General features: G+C 53.1%; 1 protein-coding gene and 1 pseudogene. Both read right to left on the bottom strand.

The genetic code is table 11. The features are described 5' to 3' along the window. Positions 1–403, bottom strand: a 403-nt coding sequence (locus HMPREF1627_RS01735; RefSeq protein ID WP_034500584.1) for a hypothetical protein, incomplete at its 3' end; no start/stop codon positions are given. Further along, positions 400–768, bottom strand: a pseudogene (locus HMPREF1627_RS10695) (hypothetical protein); the annotation flags it as partial. The pseudogene HMPREF1627_RS10695 and the gene HMPREF1627_RS01735, both read right to left, overlap by 4 nt.

Raw genomic sequence — 768 nt, forward strand, 5'->3', positions numbered from 1 at the left:
AAAGCAGCGCGAAGATGGTGCACGCCGCCACCAATATTGCTGCCAGCCAAAGCCGCACTGGCCCACGTAGTGTGAATACCGTGATAGCAAACATGTAGGGAAAAAACACGTAGCTGAACAGAGGGCTCACAAAAATACTGAACCCGACTATGGGGATGCACAGCACCGCCCACCAAAAAGCCACCCGCTTGCCAACTGCGCCCTCCGGCCAGCTAGCCAGATACCCGTTGGCAATGGGATACATCAGCGCGAACATTATGAGGAAGACGAATCCAAACGTGCGCTGCAGGTTCGGCATGTCATCCGTGGCTAGCGAGACGATTGAGAAAACTAAGAAGATTAGCCAGACGGAAGCAAAAGCACTGTCAGTCCAGCTGAACTTCGCTGCGGGCTTCATTTTCATTGCCTCTCCAAGGTCCTCCTGCGAAGTAGCGCCGTTGCCAAGGCGAACACGGCCGCCCACACCAATATGTTAACTATCCCTACCCACAGATCATGCTGTACAAACCACGGATCTTGAGAAATGCTCTGCGCCCCATCGGTTAGCCAGTAACGCGACAGTGCAGATGGACCGTACATGGGTGTGAACATGCCGATCTTCAACATCGTGGCCGATATCGGGGCAAACATATTGCCAAAAAACGCTAACGGAACTAAAGCAGCAGCCGCGATCGAGACAGCTGTTGGAGAACGCAACGCGTATGCGACTGCCGAACCATAGAACGTGAATGGAATGGATGACAGGCACGTAAACAAGAAGCTAGTAGC

This window comes from Actinomyces sp. S6-Spd3, from assembly GCF_000758755.1.
Lineage (GTDB): Bacteria > Actinomycetota > Actinomycetes > Actinomycetales > Actinomycetaceae > Pauljensenia.